Raw genomic sequence first — 18,898 nt, forward strand, 5'->3', positions numbered from 1 at the left:
TACGGGCGCCGAACGCGGGGGGGGGGGGCCTCCCCCCTCCCCCCCACCCCCTCCCCCCCACCCCCTCCCTCCCCGCCTCCCCCTCAAACCCCCAGTTCCGCCGCGATCCGGCCCGAGCGCACCGCTGCGGCCAGGGTCGCGTGGTCGGCCTCCGTCCGGTCGGCGTAGGTCACCGCGAAAGCGGCCACGGCGTTGTCGAATTCCTCGTTCTTTCCGCAGTACCCGGCTATCAGCCAGGGGTCGGCACTGTGCGCGTGGGACCGGGCCAGCAGGGCTCCCGTCATGCGTCCGTAGTCGTCGAGTTCGCCGGGGGCGAGCGCGGCCGGATCGACGCTGCCCTTTCGGTTTCTGAACTGCCTTACCTGGTAGGGCCGTTCGGATATCGTCGTCCAGCCGAGCAGGATGTCGCTGACCACCTGCATCCGCTTCTGACCGAGCACGACGCGCCGCCCCTCGTGCCCGGGGTCGGGCGCCTGGAACCCCTTCGGCAGATGCGGCAGCAGGACCGAAGGCCTGGCCTCCTTGATCTGGAGCACGAGCGGTTCGCCCCGGTGGTCGAGGAGCAGCACCACATACGACCGTGTTCCGACGCTTCCGGTGCCGACGACGCGGAAGGCCACGTCGTGCACGGCGTACCGGGCGAGCAGCGGCAGCAGGTCTTCGGGCAGGGTGTGCAGATACTGCTCGAGCGAGGCGGCGACCTCGGCGGCTTCGGCGTCGGCGGCCCGGCGCAGGACGGGCAGCGCGTCGACGAAGTGGCGGTTGCCGTCCTTGTCCCGTCCGGTCGCCTTGCCGGCGAAGCGCGCGCTGGTGTTGTTGCGGGCCTTCTCCGAAACGCGCTCGAGGGTGCCGAGCAGGTCGTGGGCGTCGGCGTGGGAGACGAGTTGTTCGTCGGCTATCGCGTTCCAGGCGTCGAGGGCCGGGAGTCTGGCGAGCAGCCGCATGGTGCGGCGGTAGGCGCCGACCGCGTCGAAGGCGGCCGCGCGGCAGGTGTGTTCGTCGGCGCCTGCCTCTCTGCCCGCGAGGACCAGGGAGGCGGCGAGCCGCTTCACATCCCATTCCCAGGGGCCCGTCACCGTTTCGTCGAAGTCGTTCAGATCGATGACGAGGCTGCCGCGCGCGTCGCCGTACAGGCCGAAGTTGGCGGCGTGGGCGTCCCCGCAGATCTGGGCGCCGACACCTGTGACGGGGGTGCCGGCCAGGTCGTGTGCCATGAGGGCGGCGGAGCCGCGCAGGAACGCGAAGGGGCCTGCGGCCATGCGTCCCACTCGTATCGGTGTGAGCTCCGGTACCCGGCCGGCGTTGGACTCCTCCACCGCCGCCACGGCGTCGGGCCGGTCGGCGGCCAGCAGCAGCGAGTCGTGCGCGCCGCGCGGCACGCGGTCCCGCAGCTCCTTTCCTTCTGCCTTGGGCGAGGAGCCCGTCGTCTTGGTGCCCCGTGTTCGCGCGTCGGCGGCGTGGGGCCCCGGCGCGAACCCGGGGATGGCCGGAATCCGGCCCCGCCCACCTTCCGCCCCGGTGCGCTGCTCCGGGACCACCGTGTCGATCTCGCCCATGGCGTGCCACCTCCCCCGTCTCGTACGACCGACTCGTACGACTGTCTCGTACGACGCCGTCGTAAGCGCCGAGCAGTCCGTCGCCGGGTCTCCCGGACGTCCGCAAGAGCTCAACTGCCCCTGACGGTACAGGCGGTGGCGAAAGGCCGTCCTGCCCTGTGGACAACTCTTGTGGATAACTCTCTGAGCGGGGCTGCGAGGACCGCAGAGGCCGCAGGAGAGCCGCAGGACAGCCGCAGAAGGGCGACCCCGCATGCTCCACCCCCGTCGGCACGAAACGGAGGAACATCACACATCGCGAAGGTCACGGTGAATCGCGCCAAAAATCATGGAACGCGGAGGAGCGGAGGAACAGACCGGGGGGAGCAGAACCCGGACCAGCGCACCGAAACGCAGAAAAGGCCGACACCGTGATCACGATGCCGACCTTTTCCGTAGTTTCCACCGGACACCAACCATCGGTGTCCCGCAGTGCGCGAGGGGGGATTTGAACCCCCACGTCCCGAAGGACACTGGCACCTGAAGCCAGCGCGTCTGCCGTTCCGCCACTCGCGCAAGAGTGGTGTGCTGGGCTCTCTCACTTTTCGGTGCGATTGCCTGGCGACGTCGAGAAGATTAGCACGCTGGACAGGGTGGATTCACATCCGTTGTTTGCGGCGACTCTGGAGGGGAGGAGCAGACCAGAGAGAGGCAACCCCCGGCATCGTTACCCGCTCCTCCTCAGTGCACCCCGGGTGCGGGACACTGTCGGGAAGCCACCTCTACGATCCGTACGAGAGGTGCGTGTGAGAGGTGACACTCGTCCACAGGGCACAGAAGGGGAACCAGCCGATTTCCCGACGCGTGGATACGATCAGTAAGCAGTACCAGCAGCACCAAGAGCGCGGCCCACAGCTGAGCCGCCAGCATCACCAGGACGGCAACGACGGAGGAGGTGCCCCATGGGAGTCCTGAAGCGTTTCGAGCAGCGGCTCGAAGGCCTGGTCAACGGCACCTTCGCGAAGGTCTTCAAGTCCGAGGTCCAGCCCGTCGAGATCGCCGGCGCGCTCCAGCGCGAGTGCGACAACAACGCGTCGATCTGGAACCGGGACCGCACGGTCGTCCCCAACGACTTCATCGTCGAGCTCAGCGCCCCTGACTTCGAGCGGCTCAGTCCGTACTCGGGCCAGCTCGGCGACGAGCTGGCCGGCCTGGTGCGTGACTACGCGAAGCAGCAGCGTTACAGCTTCATGGGTCCGATCAAGGTGCACCTGGAGAAGGCCGAGGATCTGGACACCGGTCTCTACCGGGTGCGCAGTCGCACCCTTGCGTCCAGCACCGATCAGCAGGGCGGCCAGGGTCCCGGCCCCGGCGGCCCGCAGCGGCCCGCACCCGCAGCCCCTCAGGGCGGCCGGGGCGGTTACGGCTATCCGCCGGCCGCCGTCCCCGCGCCGCCCATGCCGGCGGCGCCGCCCCCGGGCCGCCCCGCCGGTTCGCCCGCCGACCGCCGTCCGGCGGCCGCGGGTCCGACGCCGGGCGGGCACGCCCAGGTGCGACGCTGGATCGAGATCAATGGCACCCGCCACCAGATCTCGCGCTCGACCCTGGTCCTTGGCCGCAGCACCGATGCGGACGTGAGGATCGACGATCCCGGCGTTTCGCGCCGGCACTGTGAGATCCGGACCGGAACGCCCCCGACGATCCAGGATCTCGGGTCCACCAACGGCATCGTGGTGGACGGGCAGCACACCACCCGCGCTACGCTCCGCGACGGCTCGCGGATCGTCGTGGGCAGCACCACCATCGTTTACCGGCAAGCCGAAGGGTGAAGCGGGGGCAATGTCAGAGCTGACCCTCACGGTCATGCGGTTGGGTTTCCTCGCCGTACTGTGGCTGTTCGTCATCGTGGCCGTTCAGGTCATTCGCAGTGATCTGTTCGGCACACGTGTCACCCAGCGCGGTTCGCGCCGGGGCAATGACGCCAACCGGCAGCAGGGGACCGGCCGGCAGGCCGCTGCCGCCACGCCGCCGCCGCAGCGCGGCCAGCAGCAGAGCGGCGGGGGGCGGCAGCGCCGTGGCGCCCCCACCAAGCTGGTCGTCTCCGAGGGCACCCTCACCGGCACGACGGTCGCCCTTCAGGGCCAGACCATCACGCTGGGCCGGGCCCACGACTCGACGATCGTCCTGGATGACGACTACGCGTCGAGCCGCCATGCCAGGATCTACCCGGACCGGGACGGCAACTGGATCGTCGAGGATCTGGGATCCACCAACGGCACCTATCTGGACCGGTCTCGGCTCACCACCCCGACCCCGATTCCGCTGGGCGCGCCGATCCGCATCGGCAAGACCGTCATCGAGCTGCGGAAGTAGTACGACAATGAGCGAGCGGAGCGAGCGAGCCGCGGCGGTCCCCAGGGACCGGGGCGGGTTTCCGACCGGAGGGTGGGCAGTGTGGCTCGACATGACCGGCCGTACCCCGAGCCGACAGGCGAGGTGCGCATGAGTCTGTCCCTGCGTTTTGCGGCCGGATCGCACAAAGGCATGATCCGCGAGGGGAACGAGGACTCCGGTTACGCCGGGCCTCGTCTCTTGGCGATTGCCGACGGCATGGGCGGCCAGGCCGCCGGTGAGGTCGCCTCCTCCGAGGTGATCTCCACGCTGGTCACGCTCGACGACGACGTTCCCGGCTCCGACATCCTCACGTCGCTCGGCACCGCCGTGCAGCGGGCCAACGACCAGCTGCGCATGATGGTCGAGGAGGACCCCCAGCTGGAGGGCATGGGCACCACGCTCACCGCCCTGCTGTGGACGGGGCAGCGCCTGGGCCTGGTGCACGTCGGTGACTCGCGCGCCTACCTGCTGCGCGACGGCGTCCTCACCCAGATCACCCAGGACCACACCTGGGTGCAGCGCCTGGTGGACGAGGGCCGCATCACCGAGGAAGAGGCCACCACCCACCCGCAGCGCTCGCTCCTGATGCGCGCCCTGGGCAGCGGCGATCACGTCGAGCCCGACCTGTCGATCCGTGAAGTGCGTTCCGGCGACCGGTACTTGATCTGTTCCGACGGCCTGTCGGGCGTGGTCTCCCATCAGACGATGGAGGAGACCCTGGCCAGCTACCAGGGCCCGCAGGAGACCGTTCAGGAACTGATCCAGCTCGCGCTGCGCGGCGGCGGGCCCGACAACATCACGGTGATCATCGCCGATGTGCTCGACGTCGACTCCGGTGACACCCTGGCGGCTCAGCTCAATGACACGCCGGTCATCGTCGGCGCGGTCGCCGAGAACCAGCTGCAACTGAACGACGGCGGGGCCATGCAGACCCCCGCGGGCCGCGCCTCCGGGCTCGGCCGCCCCGCGCCGACGCCCCAGGGCGGCTTCGGCCCGCCCGGCAGCGGCGAGGACAGTGGGTACGCAAGTCCGCCCGAGGGCGCGTTCGGCGCGTACACCGACGAGGACTTCGTCAAGCCGAGCCGGCGGCGCGGCAAGGGGCCCTGGATCCGCAGATCCCTCTACATCGTGCTGGCCCTCGCGGTCGTCGGCGGCGGTCTGTACGGCGGCTACCGCTGGACGCAGACGCAGTACTTCATCGGCACCAACAGCGACGGCGCCCCGCATGTGGCGCTGTACCGGGGCATCAGCCAGGACCTGGCGTGGGTGAAGCTGTCCAAGGTGGAGACCGATCACCCCGAGATCGAACTCAAGTACCTCCCGCAGTACCAGCAGAACCAGATCGACTCGACCATCGCCGCGAGCAGCCTCGACAAGGCGCAGACCAAGATCAAGGAGTTCGCGACGCAGGCGTCCGCCTGCAAGAAGGAGGAGGAGCGCCGGGCGGCCGAGGGCAACAACACCTCCAAGCCCGGCACCGGTGCCACCGGCGCCCCGTCCGACAAGACCACCACCACCGCATCTCCCACACCCGGCCCCAGCCTCTCGGAGGACGAGCAGAAGCTGGTCTCGCAGTGCGGTAAGCAGTAGGCAGCCGTAGGGGGCCTTTCCACATCATGAGCGTTGTCACCAACACGACCACCATTGGCGCGATCGAAGCACCGAGCCGCCGCAACACCGAGCTGGCCCTGCTTGTCTTCGCCGTGGCCATCCCGGTGTTCGCGTACGCCAATGTGGGGCTCGCCATGACCGGCTCGCTGCCCTCGGGCATGCTCGGTTACGGTCTGGGCCTCGGCCTGATGGCGGGTGTCGCGCACCTGGTGGTGCGCAAGTTCGCCAAGTACGCCGACCCGCTGTTCCTGCCGCTCGCCACGCTGCTGAACGGTCTTGGCCTGGTCCTCATCTGGCGCCTCGACCAGTCGCCGCGGCTGATCACGCAGGCCAAGCGGGCCTATGGAGCGTTCAGCCCGTCCGCGCCCCACCAGCTGATGTTCTCGGCGCTGGGTGTGGCCCTGTTCATCGGGGTGCTGCTGCTCGTCAAGGACCACCGGGTCCTACAGCGCTACACCTACATCTCGATGGTGCTGGCGATGCTGCTGCTGATCCTGCCGATGTTCTTCCCGGCGAAGTTCGGCGCCCGTATCTGGATCACGATTCCGGGGCTCGGTTCGATCCAGCCCGGCGAGTTCGTGAAGATCATCCTGGCGGTGTTCTTCGCCGGCTACCTCATGGTGAAGCGGGACGCGCTGGCGCTGGCCAGCCGTCGTTTCATGGGGATCTACCTGCCGCGTGGACGCGACCTCGGCCCGATCCTCGTGGTCTGGGCGATGTCCATCCTGATCCTCGTCTTCGAGACCGACCTCGGCACCTCGCTGCTGTTCTTCGGCCTCTTCGTGATCATGCTGTACGTGGCGACCGAGCGGACCAGCTGGATCGTGTTCGGTCTGCTGATGTCGGCGGTGGGCGCGGTCGGCGTCGCCTCCTTCGAGTCGCACGTCAAGGCGCGTGTCACGGCCTGGATGGACCCGTTCGCCTGCTACAAGACGAGCGGCGCCTGCGAGCAGATCGGTAACGCGATCATGTCGTTCGGCTCGGGTGGCACGCTGGGCACCGGGCTCGGCCAGGGCCACTCCGACCTCATCGGCTTCGCCGCCAACGCCGACTTCATCCTCTCCACCGTCGGTGAGGAGCTGGGCCTGGCCGGAATGATGGCGCTGCTCCTGATCTACGGCCTGATCGTGGAACGGGGCGTGCGCACCGCGCTCGCCGCCCGTGACCCGTTCGGCAAGCTGCTCGCCATCGGCCTGTCCGGTGCCCTGGCGCTCCAGGTCTTCGTGGTGGCCGGCGGTGTGATGGGCCTGATCCCGCTGACCGGTATGACGATGCCGTTCCTCGCGGCCGGTGGTTCGTCCGTCATCGCCAACTGGGCGCTGATCGGCATCCTGATCCGGATCAGCGACACCGCCCGTCGTCCCGCTCCGGCCCCCGCCCCGTCCCCCGACGCCGAGATGACTCAGGTGGTCCGCCCGTGAACAAGCCCCTGCGCCGGATCGCGATCTTCTGCGGGCTGCTCATTCTCTCGCTGATGATCCGCGACAACTGGCTCCAGTACGTCCGGGCCGACGAGTTGAACGCCAACGACTTCAACCGCCGGGTCCAGATCGAGCGGTTCGCCCACGAGCGCGGCAACATCATCACGGCCGACGGCCAGACGATCACCGGATCCACGGAGACCACGGGCACCGACTTCAAGTACAAGCGGTCCTGGAAGGACGGCCCCATGTGGGCGCCGGTCACCGGATTCGCCTCCCAGGTCTTCGACGCCACCCAGTTGGAGAAGATCGAGGACGGCATCCTCTCCGGCACCGACAACCGGCTCTTCTTCGACCGCACGCTGTCGATGTTCACGGGTGAGAAGAAGCAGGGCGGCAACGTCGTCACTACCTTGAACAGCGCCGCTCAGAAGGCCGCTTTCCAGGGGCTCGGCGACAAGAAGGGCGCGGTCGCGGCGATCAACCCGCAGACCGGCGCCATCCTGGCGCTGGCCTCGACGCCTTCCTACGACCCCTCGGTGTTCGCGGGCAGCAGCAACAAGGACAGCCAGGCCTACAAGACGCTGCTGGACGACAAGAACAGCCCGCTCCTGAACCGGGCGCTGCGCCAGACCTACCCGCCCGGCTCCACCTTCAAGGTGGTCACCGCCGCCGCGGCCCTGGAGAACGGCCTGTACTCCAGCATCGACGAGCCCACGCGGTCGCCGGTGCCCTACACCCTGCCGGACACCGCCAGCAAGCCTCTGAACAACGAGGGCAACATCCCCTGTGAGAACGCCACGCTCAAGGTGGCTCTCCAGTGGTCCTGCAACACCGTCTTCGGCAAGATCAGCGCCGACCTGGGCAACGAGAAGATGAAGGCCGAGGCCGAGAAGTTCGGCTTCAACAAGCAGATCTTCAACCCCGTGCGCACCGAAGCCAGCATCTACCCGAAGGACAACCGCCCGCAGAACGCCATGGCGGGCATCGGGCAGGCCTCCAACCGCGCGACCCCGCTCCAGATGGCCATGGTCGCCGCCGCGGTCGCCAACGACGGCAAGCTGATGAAGCCGTACATGGTCGACACACTCCAGGCCCCGAACGTTGACGTGCTCTCCAAGACCCAGCCGGAGCAGATGAGCCAGCCGATGTCGGCCGCCACCGCTCAGAAGCTCCAGAAGATGATGGAGTTCGTCGTCACCGACGGCACCGGCACCAGTGCCCAGATCCCCGGCGTGACGGTCGGCGGCAAGACCGGTACCGCCCAGCACGGCGTGGACAACAAGGACAACCCGTACGCCTGGTTCATCTCCTACGCCAAGTCGGGGGACGGCTCCCCGGTCGCGGTCGCCGTGGTCATCGAAGGCTCCGACACGACCCGTGACGACATCGCGGGCGGCAAGCTCGCCGCGCCCGTCGCCAGGGGCGTCATGAAGGCGGTACTCGACGGCAAGAAGTGACCGGGCTGTTTCACGTGAAACGGCCGTCCGTTTCACGTGAAACATCACACGTGCCCTGTACCGGTCCGGTATCAGGTAACGGCCGCGAGCTGATCGGCTCGCGGTGCCCGGTAGCGTATGCGCGAACAGCACACCGCCGGACCACCCATGGGTACGGTCGGGACAACGGAGAGGGCTGGATTAGCTATGGAAGAGCCGCGTCGCCTCGGCGGCCGGTACGAGCTGGGCCAGGTGCTCGGCCGTGGTGGCATGGCCGAGGTCTATCTCGCGCACGACACCCGGCTCGGCCGCACCGTCGCCGTGAAGACGCTGCGGGCCGACCTCGCCCGCGACCCGTCCTTCCAGGCCCGGTTCCGCCGTGAGGCCCAGTCGGCCGCCTCGCTCAACCACCCGGCGATCGTCGCTGTCTACGACACCGGCGAAGACTACGTCGACAACGTCTCCATCCCGTACATCGTGATGGAGTACGTCGACGGTTCCACCCTGCGTGAGCTGCTGCACTCCGGGCGCAAGCTGCTGCCCGAGCGCACCCTGGAAATGACCATCGGCATCCTCCAGGCCCTGGAGTACTCGCACCGCAACGGCATCGTTCACCGCGACATCAAGCCCGCGAACGTCATGCTGACGCGCACCGGCCAGGTCAAGGTCATGGACTTCGGCATCGCCCGCGCCATGGGCGACTCCGGCATGACGATGACGCAGACCGCCGCCGTGATCGGCACCGCCCAGTACCTCTCCCCCGAGCAGGCCAAGGGCGAGCAGGTCGACGCGCGAAGCGACCTGTACTCGACCGGCTGCCTGCTGTACGAGCTGCTCACCGTCCGGCCCCCCTTCGTCGGGGACTCACCGGTCGCGGTGGCCTACCAGCACGTGCGCGAGGAGCCGCAGCCCCCTTCGAACTTCGACTCCGAGATCACGCCCGAGATGGACGCCATCGTCCTCAAGGCACTGGTCAAGGACCCCGACTACCGTTACCAGTCGGCGGACGAGATGCGCGCCGACATCGAGGCCTATCTCGACGGCCAGCCGGTCGCCGCCACCGCCACGCTGGGCGCGGTCGGCTACGGCAACGGGTACGACGGTTACAACAACGGCTACGGCAACGACCAGGCGACGACCGCGCTGCGCCAGGCGGACCCGGGCGGTGGCCAGACGTCGATGCTGCCGCCGGTCAGCCCCGACGACGGCGGATACGGCTACGACGACCGCCCCGACAGGCGGCGGCAGAACCAGAAGAAGTCCCACACCTCGACGGTCCTGCTGATCCTGGCGGGCGTCCTGGTCCTGGTCGGCGCGATCCTGATCGGCAAGTCCCTCTTCAACGGCAATGCCGACAGCACCACGGTGAATGTTCCCCAGCTCGTCGGCAGCAGCCAGGGCGACGCGGAGAAAATGGCGACCAACGCCGGCGTCAAGATGTCCGTGTCCAAGAACGAGCCGTGCGCGGACCAGCCCAAGGGCAACATCTGCACCCAGACCCCCGCCAACGGCACCATGAAGAAGGGTGACACGGTCACGGTCACCGTCTCCACGGGCGCGCCGAAGATCGAGGTCCCGGACGTCACGCAGAAGGACAAGGACAGCGCCACTCAGTACCTGCAGAGCAAGGGCTTCCAGGTGAAGACCAAGGAGGTCGAGTCCGGCTCGACGCCGGGCACGGTCGTCAGCCAGGACCCGACAGGCGGCTCGCAGGCGGAGAAGAACTCGACGGTCACGCTCTCGATCGCCAAGAAGCAGACCACGAATCTTCCCAACGTGGTGAACAAGGACTACACGGCGGCGGTCCAGCAGCTCAGCGCCCTCGGCTTCACCAACGTCTCCCGCCAGGACGTCGACAACGACAAGCCGCTCAACCAGGTCGTCTCCATGACCCCGAGCGGCGACACCAGTCAGCCCAAGGACGTCCAGATCGTCCTGCGCGTCTCCAAGGGCCCGCAGACGCCGACGCCCCCGGCGACGGGCGGCCAGGCGCAGATCCCCCTCAACATCCTCGGGATGACGGTGAAGAAGGCGACGCAGACGCTGAACGAGGCCGGCTTCAGCAACATCCAGTTCACTCAGGGCAGTTCGAATGACGACAAGGCACACGTCATGATCGTGACGCCCGGCCCGGGCACCACGGCCGACCCGAACCAGCCGGTCACGCTGACCACGATCGGTGGTAACGGTGGCGGTGGCGGCGGCCAGAACGACAACGGGGGCAACAACCCCTTCGACGGCCTTTAGACGGCCCCCCGAGCCGCCGCCGGTCCGGCGGTGACAGCGACGGAGCCCCGGCACCCTTGGACAGGGTGCCGGGGCTCCATGCCGATGCGGACCAACCGGCGGCGCTAGGAACGCAGTTCGGCCGGGGGCGTCCGCTGGGCGTCGACCTTCTCCGTGCGTACCAGCTCGCCCCACACGATGTAGCGGTACTTCGAGGTGTAGACCGGGGTGCACGTCGTCAGGGTGATGTACTGGCCGGGCTTCTTGACGCCCGAGCCCTTGGGGACCGGTTGCAGCACGTCGACGTTGTACTTCGAGGTCTCGGGCAGCTCGGCGAACACCTTGTAGACGTACCAGGTGTCCTTGGTCTCGAAGACGACCGGATCGCCGTTCTTCAGCTTGTCGATGTTGTGGAACTTGGCGCCGTGGCCGTCCCGGTGGGCGGCGAGCGTGAAGTTTCCGCTGGTGGCCGCCGTCGGCAGGGTCGCCTTGACCGGGTCCAGGTAGTAGCCGGCCACGCCGTCGTTGAGGATGTCGGTGTCCGTGCCCTTCTTGACCAGCACCTCGCCGTTCCTCATCGCGGGGACGTGCAGGAAGCCGATGCCGCCCTTGGTGTCGAGTGCGCCGGGACCGGTGGCGCTCGCCCAGTGGCGGCGCACGCTGTCGCTCTGGGCCGAGGCCTCGCGGTCGGCCATGACGTTCGTCCACCACAGCGAGTAGACGACGAACAGGCCGAGCAGGACGCCCCCGGTGATGAGGAGTTCACCCAGGACGCTGATGGCGGCGGCGACGGCCCTGCGCCCGCTCCGGGCCCTGGCGGGACCGGGCGTGCCCGTCCGCTCGTCGTGGTCGGTCTCCGTGGCCACCGCACCCGCCCCTGCTGTCCGTTCGGTCATCCCACGAGCGCGTCGGGCTTGCCCTTGCTGCGCGGTCGGTCGTCGACCATCTTGCCCCACACGATCAGACGGTAGGTACTCGTGAATTCCGGCGTGCAGGTCGTCAGCGTCAGATAGCGGCCGGGCTTGGTGAAGCCCGATCCGGTGGGGATCGGCTTGAGCACCGAGACGTTGGACGGCGGGGTCTGCGGGAGCTCGCTGGTGATCTCGTAGGTGTAGTACGCGTCCTGCGTCTCCACCACCACCTTGTCGCCCGCCTTGAGGCGGTTGATGTAACGGAAGGGCTCGCCATGGGTGTTGCGGTGCGCGGCGACCGCGAAGTTGCCGGTGGCGTCCGACGGCATGGCCGTCTTCAGGCCCGCCTCGTCGTAGTGGCCGATCATGCCCTTGTCCAGGACCTTGGACTTGCTGGTGCCCTGGGCGATCGGCGCGACGATGTCGAGCTTGGGGATGTGCATGATGGCGAAGCCCTGGCCCGGTGCGAACGCGTCGGGTTTGCGGCCGTCCGTCCAGCCCTGAGTGATCTTCTTGGTGGCGCTGCCCGCTTCCTGGTGGGCGCGGACGTTGGTCCACCACAGCTGGTACGTCACGAACAGGAGCATCACTACGCCCAGCGTGATGAACGCCTCGCCCAGGACCCGGCTGGCGATCACCGCCGGGCTTTCCTTGCGTGCCTTCGCCGCGCGGCGCGCCTCGGCCCGGGTCAGCCGGCGACCGTCCGGCGCTGGGGACGGCGAGAGGGACGGCGCGGCGGCCCGGGCGGGGGTGGCGCGCCGCTTGCCCTTGGCGGCCTTGCGCCGCTCGGCGCGGCCACCGGTGGCCGGAGGGACCGCGGAAGCCCCGGTGGCCCCGGTGGCCCCGGTGGCGGTCGGGGCGGCTATCGCCTCGAAGACGGCGGTCGCCGCCTCGGCCTCGGCGCCCTCGCCCGGTATCGGGGGCGGGGCGGGAGCGGCCGGCTGTGCCGGGGGTTCCTGCGCGGGGTACCAGGGCCGCTGACCGGCGGCGGGGGACGGCTCGTACCACTCCTGGGGCGCCGCCGGAGCCGCTGGCGCCGCCGGAGCGGGCTCGTACACCTGCGGGCCCGGCGCGGGTCCGGCCGGGCGGGGCCGCAGCGGCGGCGGCTCGGATACGGGCTCCTGTACGGGGGCTGAGGCGCCGGGCGCCGGGTTGCCGGAACGGAACCACGGGGATCCCTCGGCCGGTGGCAGGGGGTCCGTCAGCGGGTCGTACTCGTGCTCCGGTCGCGCCGGAGTCACGCCGCAGCCTTGCCCACCACCGGCGCGAGCCCCGCCGAACGCCCCACGGCGCCGGTGTCCCCGCAGCGGACCAGCCAGTTGGCGAGCATCCGGTGGCCGTGCTCGGTCAGCACCGACTCGGGGTGGAACTGAACGCCCTCGACCGGCAGTTCACGGTGGCGCAGCCCCATGATGATGCCGTCCTCGGTGCGGGCGGTGACCTCTAGCTCGGCCGGCAGGGTGGCCGGCTCGGCGGCCAGCGAGTGGTAGCGGGTCGCGGTGAACGGGGAGGGCAGACCGGAGAAGACCCCCGCGCCCTGGTGCAGCACCGGCGACGTCTTGCCGTGCAGCAGCTCGGGGGCGCGGCCCACGACGCCGCCGTAGGCGACCATCATCGACTGCATGCCGAGGCAGACGCCGAAGACGGGGACGCCGGTGGCGGCGCAGTGACGCACCATGTCGACGCAGACGCCCGCCTGTTCGGGGGTGCCGGGGCCGGGGGAGAGCAGGACGCCGTCGAAGTTGTCCTGTGCGTGGCCGAGCGACACCTCGTCGTTGCGGACGACCTCGCACTCGGCACCCAGCTGGTACAGGTACTGGACGAGGTTGAAGACGAAGCTGTCGTAATTGTCCACTACGAGAATGCGCGCGTTCATCGGGCCGTCGTCCCCATCCCCTGGTCCACCGTCACGTCGTTGAACGGGAGCAGCGGCTCCGCCCACGGGAAGACGTACTGGAAAAGCACATAGACGATCACGAGCACCATCGCGAGCGAAATGAGCGCCCGCAGCCACGCGTTGCCCGGCAGATGCCGCCAGATCCAGCCGTACATGCCGTCCCCGCTGTCCCTTCCGACGATCGTTACGGGACCAGAGTAAGGGCCGGGGCTGTGCGGTGGGGTCAGCCGTCCAAAGCCGGGGGCTCGCCACGCGTCACGGGCTGGGTGGAGTCGAGGTGTCCCCAGGCGATCAGACGGTGGCTGCTGCCCCACTCCGGGTCGCAGGTGGTGAGGGTCAGATAGCGGCCGGGGGAGCGGAAGGGCGACTCGGCGGGGACGGCGTCGAGGACGCCGACGTCGCTGGGCACGGTCCGCAGGGGCCGGTTGTCGATGCGGTAGGTGTACCAGGTGGTGTCGTCGCGCAGGACCACCGCGTCGCCCGGCCGCAGGTCGGGGAAGTCCTTGAACGGGTCGCCGTAGGTGCGCCGGTGGCCGGCGACCGCGAAGTTGCCCTGATCGCCGAGCCGGGCCGTGTTCGCGTAGTGGCCGAGGCCCTTCTGGAGGTCCTTGACGGCGGTGCCCTCCAGAACGGGTCTGTGCCAGGCGCGGCCGAGCCGGGGGATGTACATGACGGCGAAGGAGCGGCCCTCGCCATAGGCGGCGGGAGCGGGAGCGGGGGCGGGGGTGGGGCCCGGCCGGGGCGCGGCCGGGTGGGGCCCGGGGCTCCGGGCCGCCGCCCACCGCTCCCGCAGGCCGGCCATCTGGTCGCCCGCGGCGTCGTCGGCCTTCACGCCCGTCCAGTACAGGAGGTAGACGACGAACAGGACGATCACCGAGCCGACGGTGACGCAGAGCTCGCTGAGGGACCTGACGACGACCCGTACGGACATCGGCGGTGCCCCCTTCGCGCCGCTACTGCACCGGTTTCGCGTAGTGGAGATCCACTGTGCCCGAGTAGGCCGGCAGAGTCATCGTCTTGTGCTCGTCGACTTTCCAGCCCAGCCCGTAGGCCTTCACATAGAGCTGGTAGTTCTGGATCGCCGGGGAGGCGTTCAGGGCCGCGCGCAGCTTTCCGGTGCTGCCGACCGCGGTGATCTTGTACGGGGGTGAGTAGACGCGCCCTTGGAGGATCAGGGTGTTGCCGACACAGCGGACCGCGCTGGTGGCGATCAGCCGCTGGTCCATGACCTGGATGCCCTGGGCGCCGCCCTGCCACAGGGCGTTGACCACGGCTTGCAGGTCCTGCTGGTGGATGACGAGGTCGTTGGCCTGCGGGGCGGGGTAGCCGGGGGCCGCGGTGGCGTTGGGCGGGGCGTCGTTCAGCGTGACGGTGAGCCCCTTGCCGGAGACGGGCGCGGTGCCGGAGGCGTCCTTGAGGCCGTTGAGGAGCTGGTCCTCGGCCTTGGTGGAGCCGTCGTCGCGCTGGGCGAGCCCGTCCACGTCGGCGCGCAGGGCGGCCGTGGAGTCGCCGAGCTCCTTGTTCTTGTGGTCGCGCTGCTTGATCAGGTCCGACAGCTTCAGGAGCGAGGCGTCGGTGCGGATGTTGGTGCCCTTGGCCGTGTTGAAGCTGGTGACGAAGATGAGGCCGGCGAGGGCGAACACGGCGGCCGAGAGCAGCCTCACGGGGTGGCCGCGCAAGCGGCGCCGGGGCGGTTCGGGGACCCCGTCGGGGGAGTCGGCAGGATTGCTCAACGTACCCTTATCTCCTTCGGCGCCACGGAAGCACTACGCTAACGGACGCTTGGGGGAGGCTTCCCCCGGAGCCCCGTCCCCCGGCGCCGCCACAGTTCCCTGCGCGGTCACGCAGCGCATCGACAGGAGAGTTCCTCGTGCCGAAGTCACGTATCCGCAAGAAGGCCGATTTCACGCCGCCTCCGCCCAAGCAGGCGACCGCCCTCAAACTGGGCAACCGCGGCTGGGTGGCCCCGGTGATGCTGGCGCTGTTCCTCATCGGTCTCGCCTGGATCGTCCTCTTCTATGTCACCGAGGGCGATCTGCCGCTGAAGGCGCTCGGCAACTGGAACATCGTGGTCGGTTTCGGCTTCATCGCGGGTGGCTTCGGCGTCTCCACGCAGTGGAAGTAGCGGCCGAAATCAAGCTCTGCCCCTAGTTATCCACAGCGCTATCCACGGGGAGTGGATAACTCAGACGATCTGTGGATAACTTCCGGGACGTTGACGCCGGTGTGACCGGCTCCACCGCACCCGTACACCCCTTGTGCCCCTTGCCCCACCTGGAAGACCCAGGTCAGGAGCGAGGGGCACGGGTGTTCCCCACGCAGTGCACAAGTTCGGGCACCCGCTGTGGACAACTCTGGGGAAAGCTCGTACCCGCCGTGGCGAACGGGCTGTTCCGGGCAGCGGATTTCAGGCGGCGGGGTTCTCTCGCGGCAGCTCAGATGAGTTCGGCGGTACGGATCAGGACAAGGGCCAGGGACGCCGCGAGCACAAGGGCGCAGCTGCCCCACTGCGTGAGCGCGCGCCGGGGCGCGGGGGCGTGGACCATGCCGATGCCCACCAGGACGCCCGCGACCAGACCGCCCACGTGGGCCTGCCAGGCGATGCCCACCCACGGGTTGAACGTGAAGATCAGGTTGACCACGAGCAGCCCGATGACGGGCCGCATGTCGTACCTCATCCGCCGCATCAGCACCGCCATGGCGCCGAAGAGGCCGAAGATCGCGCCGGACGCGCCGAGCGAGGGCTCGTTGGAGGCCGCGAGCAGATACGTCAGTGCCCCGCCCGCAAGACCCGACACCATGTACAGCGCCAGATAGCGCGCCCGGCCGAGCGCGGCCTCCAGCGGGCCGCCGAGCCACCACAGGCTGAGCATGTTGAAGGCGATGTGGGCGAAGCCCCCGTGCAGGAACATCGAGGTCAGCAGCCGGTACCACTGGCCCTCGGCGACGCCCTGCGGGCCGTCGAACCCCGGGATGCCGGCTCTGCCGATCAGGAAGAAGGCGTCGGTGAAGCGGTCGCCGACCGCCTGCTGCACCAGGAAGACCACGGCGTTGATCCCGATGAGGATCTTGGTGAGCAGCTGGGGGTCGCCCGCGCGCAGGGCCCCGCCCGCCACCGTGCGCGGCCGGTTCGCGCCCGGCGCGTGGCCGGTGCCCGAGCCGGAACGCACACACTCGGGGCACTGGAAGCCGACGGACGCGCTGATCATGCACTGCGGGCAGATCGGCCGGGCGCAGCGCGCGCAGCTGATGCCGGTGTGCACCTCGGGGTGCCGGTAGCAGCCGGGCAGGCTCGACTGCCGTGCCTCGTCCTGGTCCTGGTTCATCGGGCTCCCTCGTCCTGGTGCAGCAGCTCCGCCCCGCTCGTCATACGCACGAGCGGGGCGGAAAGTTTCCTGCGGAGCCGGAGCTCAGCCTTCGCGGCTCTCCACGACGACCGACTCGATGACCACGTCGTTGACCGGGCGGTCGGTGCGCGGGTTGGTCTGGGCGCCGACGATCTCGTCCACGACCTTGCGGCCGGCGTCGGTGGACACCTCGCCGAAGATGGTGTGCTTGCCGGTCAGCCACGCGGTGGGCGACACGGTGATGAAGAACTGCGAGCCGTTGGTGGCCGGGCCCGCGTTGGCCATGGCCAGCAGGTACGGCTTGTTGAAGGCCAGGTCCGGGTGGAACTCGTCGGCGAACTCGTAGCCCGGGCCGCCGGTGCCGTTGCCCAGGGGGTCGCCGCCCTGGATCATGAAGCCGCTGATCACGCGGTGGAAGACCGTGCCGTCGTACAGCGGGGCAGTGGTCTTCTCGCCGGTCGCCGGGTGGGTCCATTCGCGCTCGCCCTTGGCGAGTTCCACGAAGTTCTTGACCGTCTTGGGTGCGTGGTTCGGCAGGAGCCGAATCTCGATGTCGCCCCGATTGGTCTTCAGGGTGGCGTAAAGCTGCTCGGCCACGATCTGCCTTCCTTAAAGCTCTGAAAAGGTCTGCACTGACGTCCCACGATCCTCCCACGGACCACGCCGACGGGTGGAAAAGCGCCTCGTTAACGACAGATACCCGCCGAACACCGCCGTACCGGCCCCAACCGTGGCATTGTCGTCCGCGAGCTTCCCCGAAGGACGACATTCCGTACCGCGTCCAGCGATTGCCCCAAAGACATGACGCCCACCCGGATGCCTTTGCGCACATGCCGGGTACCCGCAGGACAGGCATGATTTCGAGCTGGGTGGAAAGGCGACATACCGAACCGCCACCAAGGAGGAGGATCACGTGACCCGCATGGAGAGCGTGCGCGCCGCAACCGGATCGGCGAAGGAGAGCGTGCTGCACGCCGCGGAAGTGGTGGCGCCCTACGCCGATTCGGCCAGGCAGCAGGCCGCGCAGTACGCCCAGCACTACGCCCAGGAGGCGCGCGTACGCGTGGCGCCCAAGGTGTCCAAGGCCGCGGCGCAGGCGCGCAGCCAGGCCAAGCAGCAGTACGACGCGCGTGTCGCGCCGCACGTGCCGCCGCGGATGGACGAGGTGGCCCACCAGGCGGCGGCGCGTTCCCGCCGGGCGGCCCGGCAGGCCGCCGAGTACGCGGCGCCGCGCGTGGAGCAGGCGGTCGCCGCCGCCCAGCCGCTGCGCGAGGAGGCGATGGCGCGCTCCACCGCGGCCCTCGCGGCGCTGCGTGGCCAGGTGACGCCGCGTGAGATCGAGAAGCTGGCGCGCAAGCACCGGCGCCGGGCGAGGAACGCGCGGTTCGCCAAGGGGGCCCTGGTCCTCGGCGTGCTGGCGGGTGGCGCGTTCGCCGCGTGGCGGTGGTGGGACAAGCAGGCGAACCCGGACTGGCTGGTCGAGCCCCCGGAGGCGACCGAGGTCGCCGACCGGCCGCCGCTCGCCTCGGTGGACGGCAGCGCGGACGTCCTGGACCCCGAGGTCCAGGCCAAGCAGGCGGAAGCGGAGGCGGACGCCACGGAGGCCGAGGACGGCCGCTGACCTGCGGCTGACCCTCAGCTGACCAAGGGTCGCCGAGCGGCGACGCGCTCCGTCGGCGCGCGGTCGCGGCGGCGGCAGGCGCGGTGCTTGCCCCGAGCCGCCGACCGCCCTGAGCGCGCCGACCGCGGTCAGCGCCGCCCGTTGTGAGCGCGACGACCGCGAGGAGCGACGCACGGGCGCCCGGGGCCTCACCAGGCCGTCGGGCGCCCGTGGTGTCACTCCCGCCTATTCCCCGCCCGGGCGAGGCACCACGCGCCGCCGCCGAGGAACACGAGCGTCGTCGTACGGACGGCCACGCTCGCCATCAGGCTCAGGTCCTCAGGCAGGCCCGCCGCCCTCGTCTGAGTGATCCAGATCAGGACCCCGCCCAGAACGATCAGCACGGCACCGCCGAAGCCCCACGCCGCCCGGGTAACCCCCGACACCTCGTTCCCCCCGCCCAACTCGGCCTCTCCTCCGCTGTGTTGACGCCGTGTCCTGGCGGCCTGCGCCTACG

The 18,898-nt window shown here is 69.5% G+C and carries 18 protein-coding genes and 1 tRNA gene; 8 read left to right on the forward strand and 11 right to left on the reverse strand.

The features are described 5' to 3' along the window. Window positions 1–83: 83 nt before the first annotated feature. Both ACFYM2_RS02750 and ACFYM2_RS02755 read right to left on the reverse strand, forming a co-directional pair. Window positions 84–1,556: a DUF2252 domain-containing protein gene (locus tag ACFYM2_RS02750; protein WP_388832770.1), complete on the reverse strand. Its 1,473-nt coding sequence runs from the start codon at window positions 1,554–1,556 to the stop codon at window positions 84–86. 472 nt (window positions 1,557–2,028) lie between these two features. Next, window positions 2,029–2,111, reverse strand: a tRNA-Leu gene (locus ACFYM2_RS02755). Window positions 2,112–2,497: 386 nt separating this feature from the next. Here ACFYM2_RS02755 and ACFYM2_RS02760 point away from each other — a divergent pair. The 6 genes from ACFYM2_RS02760 (at window position 2,498) to pknB (ending at window position 10,647) form a co-directional block, all read left to right on the forward strand. Then, window positions 2,498–3,364 (forward strand): DUF3662 and FHA domain-containing protein, encoded by an 867-nt coding sequence (locus tag ACFYM2_RS02760; protein WP_359002636.1) that lies wholly within the window; start codon window positions 2,498–2,500, stop codon window positions 3,362–3,364. A 10-nt stretch (window positions 3,365–3,374) separates the two neighbouring features. After that, window positions 3,375–3,908 carry an FHA domain-containing protein gene (locus ACFYM2_RS02765; RefSeq protein ID WP_350231420.1) on the forward strand — a complete coding sequence of 178 codons (534 nt, stop codon included), beginning with the start codon at window positions 3,375–3,377 and terminating at the stop codon, window positions 3,906–3,908. Between the two features lie 129 nt (window positions 3,909–4,037). Next, window positions 4,038–5,519 (forward strand): Stp1/IreP family PP2C-type Ser/Thr phosphatase, encoded by a 1,482-nt coding sequence (locus tag ACFYM2_RS02770; RefSeq protein ID WP_388457523.1) that lies wholly within the window; start codon window positions 4,038–4,040, stop codon window positions 5,517–5,519. Window positions 5,520–5,545: 26 nt separating this feature from the next. Then, complete coding sequence (locus ACFYM2_RS02775; protein ID WP_359002632.1) at window positions 5,546–6,961, forward strand: FtsW/RodA/SpoVE family cell cycle protein; 1,416 nt, start codon at window positions 5,546–5,548, stop codon at window positions 6,959–6,961. Continuing rightward, entirely contained in the window at window positions 6,958–8,421 is a 1,464-nt protein-coding gene (locus ACFYM2_RS02780; protein ID WP_359002630.1) for a penicillin-binding transpeptidase domain-containing protein, read from the forward strand. The genes ACFYM2_RS02775 and ACFYM2_RS02780 overlap by 4 nt, the downstream gene beginning before the upstream one ends. 186 nt (window positions 8,422–8,607) lie before the next feature. Then, window positions 8,608–10,647, forward strand: coding sequence for a Stk1 family PASTA domain-containing Ser/Thr kinase (gene pknB / locus ACFYM2_RS02785; protein ID WP_388457526.1), 2,040 nt, complete (start codon window positions 8,608–8,610; stop codon window positions 10,645–10,647). A gap of 104 nt (window positions 10,648–10,751) precedes the next feature. On the opposite strand, the gene ACFYM2_RS02790 is transcribed toward pknB, so the two are convergent. From ACFYM2_RS02790 to ACFYM2_RS02815, 6 genes are all read right to left on the reverse strand, one after another. Further along, on the reverse strand, window positions 10,752–11,492 hold the full coding sequence (locus tag ACFYM2_RS02790) for a class E sortase (RefSeq protein WP_388457528.1): 741 nt from the start codon (window positions 11,490–11,492) through the stop codon (window positions 10,752–10,754). Window positions 11,493–11,518: 26 nt separating this feature from the next. Continuing rightward, window positions 11,519–12,778 (reverse strand): class E sortase, encoded by a 1,260-nt coding sequence (locus ACFYM2_RS02795; RefSeq protein WP_388832773.1) that lies wholly within the window; start codon window positions 12,776–12,778, stop codon window positions 11,519–11,521. After that, window positions 12,775–13,413, reverse strand: a complete 639-nt coding sequence (locus ACFYM2_RS02800; RefSeq protein ID WP_388832775.1) for an aminodeoxychorismate/anthranilate synthase component II — start codon at window positions 13,411–13,413, stop codon at window positions 12,775–12,777. Before ACFYM2_RS02800 ends, ACFYM2_RS02795 begins: the two co-directional genes overlap by 4 nt. Then, window positions 13,410–13,589: a hypothetical protein gene (locus tag ACFYM2_RS02805; RefSeq protein ID WP_120722459.1), complete on the reverse strand. Its 180-nt coding sequence runs from the start codon at window positions 13,587–13,589 to the stop codon at window positions 13,410–13,412. The genes ACFYM2_RS02800 and ACFYM2_RS02805 overlap by 4 nt, the downstream gene beginning before the upstream one ends. Before the next feature lie 68 nt (window positions 13,590–13,657). Further along, window positions 13,658–14,365, reverse strand: a complete 708-nt coding sequence (locus tag ACFYM2_RS02810; protein ID WP_388832776.1) for a class E sortase — start codon at window positions 14,363–14,365, stop codon at window positions 13,658–13,660. Window positions 14,366–14,387: 22 nt separating this feature from the next. Continuing rightward, a complete protein-coding gene (locus tag ACFYM2_RS02815) occupies window positions 14,388–15,167 on the reverse strand; it encodes a DUF881 domain-containing protein (RefSeq protein WP_359002620.1) in 780 nt (259 codons plus the stop codon). Window positions 15,168–15,304: 137 nt separating this feature from the next. On the opposite strand from ACFYM2_RS02815, the gene crgA reads away from it, so the two are divergent. Then, window positions 15,305–15,559, forward strand: a complete 255-nt coding sequence (gene crgA, locus ACFYM2_RS02820; protein ID WP_350231429.1) for a cell division protein CrgA — start codon at window positions 15,305–15,307, stop codon at window positions 15,557–15,559. 310 nt (window positions 15,560–15,869) lie between these two features. Here the strand turns inward: crgA and ACFYM2_RS02825 are convergent, their stop codons facing one another. Continuing rightward, the gene (locus ACFYM2_RS02825) at window positions 15,870–16,760 is read right to left on the reverse strand and encodes a rhomboid family intramembrane serine protease (RefSeq protein WP_388832779.1); all 891 of its coding nucleotides are present in this window, start codon (window positions 16,758–16,760) and stop codon (window positions 15,870–15,872) included. Window positions 16,761–16,844: 84 nt separating this feature from the next. After that, a complete protein-coding gene (locus ACFYM2_RS02830; RefSeq protein ID WP_359002616.1) occupies window positions 16,845–17,378 on the reverse strand; it encodes a peptidylprolyl isomerase in 534 nt (177 codons plus the stop codon). A gap of 316 nt (window positions 17,379–17,694) precedes the next feature. On the opposite strand from ACFYM2_RS02830, the gene ACFYM2_RS02835 reads away from it, so the two are divergent. Further along, entirely contained in the window at window positions 17,695–18,402 is a 708-nt protein-coding gene (locus ACFYM2_RS02835; RefSeq protein WP_388457539.1) for a DUF5324 family protein, read from the forward strand. 215 nt (window positions 18,403–18,617) lie between these two features. Here the strand turns inward: ACFYM2_RS02835 and ACFYM2_RS02840 are convergent, their stop codons facing one another. Then, window positions 18,618–18,785 (reverse strand): hypothetical protein, encoded by a 168-nt coding sequence (locus ACFYM2_RS02840; RefSeq protein WP_359002613.1) that lies wholly within the window; start codon window positions 18,783–18,785, stop codon window positions 18,618–18,620. Window positions 18,786–18,898: the final 113 nt, after the last annotated feature.

This window comes from Streptomyces sp. NPDC006711, from assembly GCF_042869775.1.
Lineage (GTDB): Bacteria > Actinomycetota > Actinomycetes > Streptomycetales > Streptomycetaceae > Streptomyces.